General features: G+C 53.1%; 9 protein-coding genes. All 9 read right to left on the reverse strand.

Translation table 11 applies throughout. The features are described 5' to 3' along the window. Positions 1-51: 51 nt before the first annotated feature. Positions 52-840 (reverse strand): RnfABCDGE type electron transport complex subunit B, encoded by a 789-nt coding sequence (locus tag KKF06_07255; GenBank protein ID MBU1617551.1) that lies wholly within the window; start codon positions 838-840, stop codon positions 52-54. Between the two features lie 9 nt (positions 841-849). Next, the gene (locus KKF06_07260) at positions 850-1431 is read right to left on the reverse strand and encodes an RnfABCDGE type electron transport complex subunit A (GenBank protein MBU1617552.1); all 582 of its coding nucleotides are present in this window, start codon (positions 1429-1431) and stop codon (positions 850-852) included. Continuing rightward, the gene (locus KKF06_07265) at positions 1428-2018 is read right to left on the reverse strand and encodes an electron transport complex subunit E (GenBank protein MBU1617553.1); all 591 of its coding nucleotides are present in this window, start codon (positions 2016-2018) and stop codon (positions 1428-1430) included. Before KKF06_07265 ends, KKF06_07260 begins: the two co-directional genes overlap by 4 nt. After that, positions 2015-2524 carry an RnfABCDGE type electron transport complex subunit G gene (locus KKF06_07270; GenBank protein MBU1617554.1) on the reverse strand — a complete coding sequence of 170 codons (510 nt, stop codon included), beginning with the start codon at positions 2522-2524 and terminating at the stop codon, positions 2015-2017. Before KKF06_07270 ends, KKF06_07265 begins: the two co-directional genes overlap by 4 nt. After that, positions 2508-3443 (reverse strand): RnfABCDGE type electron transport complex subunit D, encoded by a 936-nt coding sequence (locus KKF06_07275; protein MBU1617555.1) that lies wholly within the window; start codon positions 3441-3443, stop codon positions 2508-2510. Before KKF06_07275 ends, KKF06_07270 begins: the two co-directional genes overlap by 17 nt. After that, a complete protein-coding gene (gene rsxC, locus KKF06_07280; protein MBU1617556.1) occupies positions 3434-4777 on the reverse strand; it encodes an electron transport complex subunit RsxC in 1344 nt (447 codons plus the stop codon). Before rsxC ends, KKF06_07275 begins: the two co-directional genes overlap by 10 nt. A 25-nt stretch (positions 4778-4802) precedes the next feature. Further along, positions 4803-5450 carry a hydrogenase nickel incorporation protein HypB gene (gene hypB / locus KKF06_07285; GenBank protein MBU1617557.1) on the reverse strand — a complete coding sequence of 216 codons (648 nt, stop codon included), beginning with the start codon at positions 5448-5450 and terminating at the stop codon, positions 4803-4805. Next, the gene (locus KKF06_07290; protein ID MBU1617558.1) at positions 5451-5909 is read right to left on the reverse strand and encodes a hypothetical protein; all 459 of its coding nucleotides are present in this window, start codon (positions 5907-5909) and stop codon (positions 5451-5453) included. 46 nt (positions 5910-5955) lie between these two features. Next, positions 5956-6155 (reverse strand): hypothetical protein (locus tag KKF06_07295; protein ID MBU1617559.1); only part of this gene is annotated, 200 nt, incomplete at its 5' end.

A 6155-nucleotide genomic window follows, 5' to 3' on the forward strand; every position in this document is an offset into this window, starting at 1 on the left:
TGAAACCGACACCATAAATACCGCCGCAATCTTTCATAACAATCCCTCCCGTTATTTAACGATACACTTGGTCGGACACTTAGCGATCGCCGGGGCCGGGTCGACCCCCTTGATATTATAATCAATAATCGCCAGATTATCGACAACCTTGTATACTTCGGGGACCGCTTTTTCGCAGATCTTACAGCCAATACAGCCGACCGGACAGACCTTGCGGACCACCGCTCCCCCATCTTTTGAAGAACAGGCGATCACCGCCCCAAAGTCGTGCGGCACAAGAGTTATGATCTTGCGCGGACAGGCAGAGACGCACTGGCCGCAAGCGGTGCATTTGTCCGGATCGATCTTTGGCAGGCCGTCGACCATTGTGATCGCGCCAAAAGGACAGACGCAAAAGCAGTCGCCATAACCCAAACAGCCATAGCCGCAGGCTGTTCCCCCGCCGCGAAGCTGCTGAGCGGCCGAGCATTTGGCAACCCCCTGGTAGCGGGCGATCATCTTTCGCGCATTGGCCTTGGCGCCGCAATGGACCGCGGCGACTTGTTTGTGCAGATCGCTCGGGACTTCGATCCCCATGATCGCGCCGATCTTCTCCACTACCTCTTTCCCCCCGACCACACAACCGCTAATGGCGATCTCCCCTTTAGCAACCCTTTCGGCAAAGTTGTGGCAACCGGCCGCGCCGCAGGCGCCGCAATTGGCCCCCGGCAAAATAGCGATGATCGCGTCAACTTTTGGGTCGGTCTCTACCTTAAAGTAGTCGGCTGCCAGGCCGAGCAGGCCGGCAAAAGCAAAACCCAAGATCCCCAATATTATTATCGAGATGACAAATATTTCCATTATTACCCTCTACAATCCAAACATATGGGAAAAGCCAAAGAAAGCGAGCGACATGAGCGCCGCGGTAATAAAGGCGATCGGATACCCCTGAAACCATTTGGGGATCGGCGCCAGGACTATCCGCTCCCTGATGTACGCGAACAAGATGATCGCCAGCGAGTAGCCGGCCGAAACGCCGATCGAATAGATCATCGCCTCAATAAAATTATACCGATAATCGATCGCCAGAAAAGCGACCGCCAGGATCGCGCAATTAGTGGTAATCAGCGGCAGGTAGATCCCCATCGCCCGGTACAGGGTCGGGACCATCTTTTTAAGATATAGTTCGACCAGCTGGACGAACGAGGCGATGGTTAAGATAAAAACCGCCGTCCGGAGAAATTCCAGGTGGAACGGCCCCAGAACAAAATGATAAACGATCCAGGAAATGGCCGAAGAGATGGTCATGACAAAGATGACCGCCGAGCTCATCCCGATCGAAGTATCGAGCTTGGTCGAAACCCCAAAGAACGAACAAAGGGCCAAAAATCGCATCAACAAAATATTATTGATCAGGAAGGCGGCAAAAAATATCCCCAATAATCCGATCATTGGACCTTGTTCTCCACTTTATTTAAAATAGCCATTAAAAAACCGATGGTAATAAAAGCCCCCGGCGGCAGGATCATGATAGTGGCCGCCAACGCCGGGCTGTAAAAGGCGAACCCGAACAACGCGCCGGCCCCCAAAAGCTCCCTGATTGAGCCGATCGCCAGCAAAGCAATAGTAAAGCCAAGGCTCATCCCGATCCCGTCAAAGAGGGAACTTAGCACCGGGTTCTTGTAAGCAAAGGCTTCGGCCCGCCCCAGGATAATGCAATTGACGACAATAAGCGGAATAAAAACGCCAAGGGCGCTGTGGAGCTCCGGCGTAAAGGCCTGCATGACATAGTCGATAATCGTCACAAAAGTCGAGATGATAATAATAAAGATCGGGATCCTGACCTGGTCGGGAACGAACTTGCGGATCGCCGCTATAACAAAATTAGAAAAGATCAGGACAAACGAGGTTGCCGCCCCCATCCCAAGGGCGTTGATGGCGTTGGTCGAGACCGCCAGCGCGGGACAGAGCCCGATCATCAGCCGGAGGACCGGGTTCTCGCCAACCAGGCCGCGGTTTAAAGCTCCCCAGAGGTTCATTGTTTCACCTTGCCCAACAGGCCGATCGCCTGGCGGACCCCTTTACAGACCGCGTTGCTGGAGATGGTTGCCCCGGTAATGGCGTCGATATCGTCTTTGGCGATAATTTTATCGGCGGACGACTTGCCGGAGAATTGTTTCAGGAATTTCGGGTTAACGATATTCGTCCCCAACCCCGGGGTTTCCTTGTTGCTTAAGATCTTGACCGCCATGACCTTCCCTTCTTTATCAATGCTAACCAGCATTTCGATCGGTCCGCCGTACCCCTGCGGAGCGACCGGGAAAGCGTAACCGACCACCTCTTTCCCTTTGCGGCCAACGTAGCACCCCTGATCTGCCGGGGCAAAAGAGTCGGCCGGAATAACTTCCCTCAATGAACGATTAAAGGAGGCGGCGGAGTTTTTCTCTATAATTGGTTTGGTCAGATTGTAGACATACGCGAGCGCTCCGGCCGAGATCACGCAGAAGACCGTCAGGACCACGGCTAATTTAAGGTTTTTTGGCATTTTTTGCTCCATATATCCGGGGCCGGCTGTACTTATCAATAACCGGGGTCGCGATATTCATCAGCAAGATCGAGTAGTTGACCCCTTCAGGAAACCCGCCGTAAAAACGGATCAGGATGGTGATCAACCCGCAGCCAAAACCAAAGATCAATCTCCCTTTGGTAGTGACCGGGACGGTAACGTAGTCGGTGACCATAAAGACCGCCCCAAAAACCACGCCGCCGGTCAGCAAGTGAAACAGCGGATCGTGCCCCAAAGTAAAAGAGAGAAGAAAAACCGTCCCGATAAAAGCGACCGGCGCCGGCCAATCGATCACTTTTTTCCAAATAAGAAACGCGGCCGCGATTAAGATCATTAGAATAGAAGTCTCGCCAAGCGAACCGGCCCGGTTGCCAAGAAAAAGGTCAAGATAACCGGGAACACTCTGCCCGATCTTGGAGAGGTAAAGCGGGCTGGCGGTCGTCACCGCGTCAAAAGGCCTGGTCCACAAGGTCATAGCGACCGGCCAGGAAGCCATAAGAAAGGCCCGACCGGCTAACGCCGGGTTGAAAATATTAAAGCCAAGCCCGCCGAACAAAAGTTTTACAACAACAATAGAAAAGACCGCGCCAATGGCCGCCATCCAAAGGGGAAAGGTCGGCGGCAAGACCAGAGCCAAAAGGACCCCGGTAATCAGAGCGCTTCCGTCGTTGATCGTATTTTCTTGTTTAGCCAGCCGCTGGAAAGCGGCTTCAGCGGCAACCGCGGCAGCAGCTGTTACGATCACCAGCAAAAGAGCCTGCCAGCCAAAAAAGAAGGTCCCCGCCACGGTTGGAAATATTAGCGAGATAGCGAACCAGCGCATCAGGCTCTTGGCATCTGTTTTGTCAATAAAGTGCGGTCCGTTCTGGATGATTAAATTATTTTCGTCTATCGGCATACTGATTTTTTCTCCGCTAATTTTAGCTCTCGGACCGCGCCCTTGGCCAGCTTGAAATACTGGACCAGTGGGATGCGGCTCGGGCAGACATAGCTGCAACAGCCGCATTCAATACAATCAATTACATTATAGTCAAAGGCGCCGTTCCAGTTGCCTGTCTTGGCGTATTCAGCCAGGAAATTGGGGGTTAAACCAATGGGGCATGATTTGACGCACCGGCCACAGCGGATGCAATTCCCTTCGGGCTCGAGTTTAACTTCCTGGTCGGTCAACAGGAGAATAGCGCTGGTCGCTTTGACGACTGGGACCTGCAGGGTTGGGACCGTTATCCCCATCATCGGCCCCCCCATGATCACTTTGACAACATTCCCTTCGGTCCCGCCGCATTGTTCGATCAGCTCGGCAAAGGTCGTCCCGATCCTGACCAACAAATTCTGCGGCTCCCTGACCCCCGGCCCGGTCACCGTCACCACTCGTTTGGTGAGCGGAGTCCCCAGGGTTACCGCTTCGGCCACCGCCGCGGCAGTCGCCACGTTGCAAACTACCGCGCCAACGTCGGACGGCAGTCCACCTGACGGGACCTCCCGGTCGAGCAGGGCTTTGATCAGCATCTTTTCCCCGCCTTGCGGATATTTGGTTTTTACTTGAACGGTCGAGACCGGGAAAAGATTTTTGGCCTTGAGCCCTTCAAAGTTGACCTCTTTAAAGGCGTCCGGCTTGTTGCTTTCAATCCCGATCACAATTTTTTGCGCCCCAACCGCTTTGGCCATCGCTCTGGCGCCAAGAATGATCGAAGTCGCTTTTTCGACCATCAGGCGATGGTCGGAGGTAATGAACGGTTCGCATTCACAGCCGTTAACCACAATGGTATCAACGCTTTTGCCTTTGGGGACGGCGAGTTTAACATGGGTCGGGAAAGCGGCCCCGCCTAAGCCAACGATCCCCGCCTCCCTGACGATCTTTTTGATCTGCTCGGGAGAGAGCTCTTCGAGCGACCAGCGGCTGCCGGGACGGGTAACTTTATCAACCGTATCGGTCGCTTCAATGACGATTGAGGAGAGAGAATAGTCGCAGGCGTTCGGATAGTATTTGATCTCGGCAACCCGGCCGGAGATGGGGGCGTGGATCGGGGCGGAAACAAAAGCCGAGGCATCGGCTATTTTTTGGCCTTCGCTGACTTCGTCCCCCGCCTTGACCAGCGGCTCACAGGGGCATCCCAGGTTTTGCTGGAGGGGTAAAATTACCCGTCTGGGGGCAAGGGCTTCTTTGATCGATTTGGCAACAGACCGTTCCTTGCTATCTTTTGGATGGATCCCGCGACTGAAAGATTTCATTCCGGTCATATTATCATTTTATTTTTTAACTTGTCAATTGCCGCGCCAACCAGGCGATTAAGGGGTCGACCCCGCTATTTGTTTTGCAGGATAAGGGAAAGAGCGGGGCGAGTTCGTTTAGAACCCTGACCCGGGAGGTAAACGTATCGAGGTCAAAATCGGATCGATCCAAAAGATCGGCCTTATTAATGACAATGGCGTCGGCGCTTTGGAAGACCGCCGGATATTTAATTGGTTTATCGTCCCCTTCCGGGACGCTCGCCACAACCAGCCGGAGGCCCTCTCCCAGATCATACTCAACCGGGCAGATCAGGTTGCCAATGTTCTCGATAAAAACGATCCCCGGTCCTTGGAGGCCGAGCTTATCGACAGCCGGGCCAATCATCGAGGCGGTCAGGTGGCATCCCCCGTCGGTATTGATCTGGACCGCGGGAAATCCGGCCGCCTGGATCTTTTCAGTATCGATTGTTGAGGCGACATCTCCTTCGATCACCCCAACGGATAATTTTTTTGAGAGTTCCTTAAGGAGCCGGAGGATAAGAGAAGTTTTTCCCGCCCCGGGAGAAGCAAGGATATTGACCGCCGCTAACTGCAAGCCGGCCAGTTTTTTTCTGACCGCTGCCGCTTCCCTATCATTCGTCGCGAAGATCGATTTTTTTATGTTTATTTTCATTTACCACTTGCCGCTTAATGATATTCGATGGACGTTGTTCTTTGAGAGCTCGCGCTGGGAAACAAAGCCGTAATCGACAATGGCGTGACCAATGGCAAACCCAACCCCGGCGGTCAAACCACTTGTATTATACCCGACCCGGAAAGAAAGGCCCCGTTCAGACCATTCATAGCCGGTCGCGACTTCCGGACAATACCCCGATTTGACCGTCTGGCTGATATCGATCGCCCCTCTCCCTCCTATCCTTGGCAATTGCGCCCAGGCCAGACCCAATATCGCCCGAGCCGGAACCTGCTCAACCGTATCGGTCCCCCACTTTTGGTAATTGACCAGCTCATCGATCTTGAAGCCAATTGTTATAGGGGGAGGGATCGAGGGATCAAGGGATCGAGCCAGGCGAAGCATAATTCCAGGAGTCAAAGAGTAGCCCCAACCACTCCCGCCGCTGATCCCGAACATCTCGGAGCTTAAATATTTCGCTGTTAAACCAAAGGCAATGTGTTCATTAAACTTTTTCCCGTAGGAAAGCAGATACGCGCTCGAAAAGTAGCTGAACAGACTGATGTCCTCCCATCGAATGGGCTATTACTATATATTTCGAAGGAATTTCTGAAACCAATGGTTCTCTGTCTTCTGCCTTACCTGGGCCATCCTTCTTAAACCATATTTTAAAATCTTCTTTCGCTTGTTCTAACCAACTCTTAC

The sequence above is a fragment of the Candidatus Margulisiibacteriota bacterium genome, from assembly GCA_018822365.1.
Classification (GTDB): domain Bacteria; phylum Margulisbacteria; class WOR-1; order O2-12-FULL-45-9; family XYB2-FULL-48-7; genus XYB2-FULL-45-9.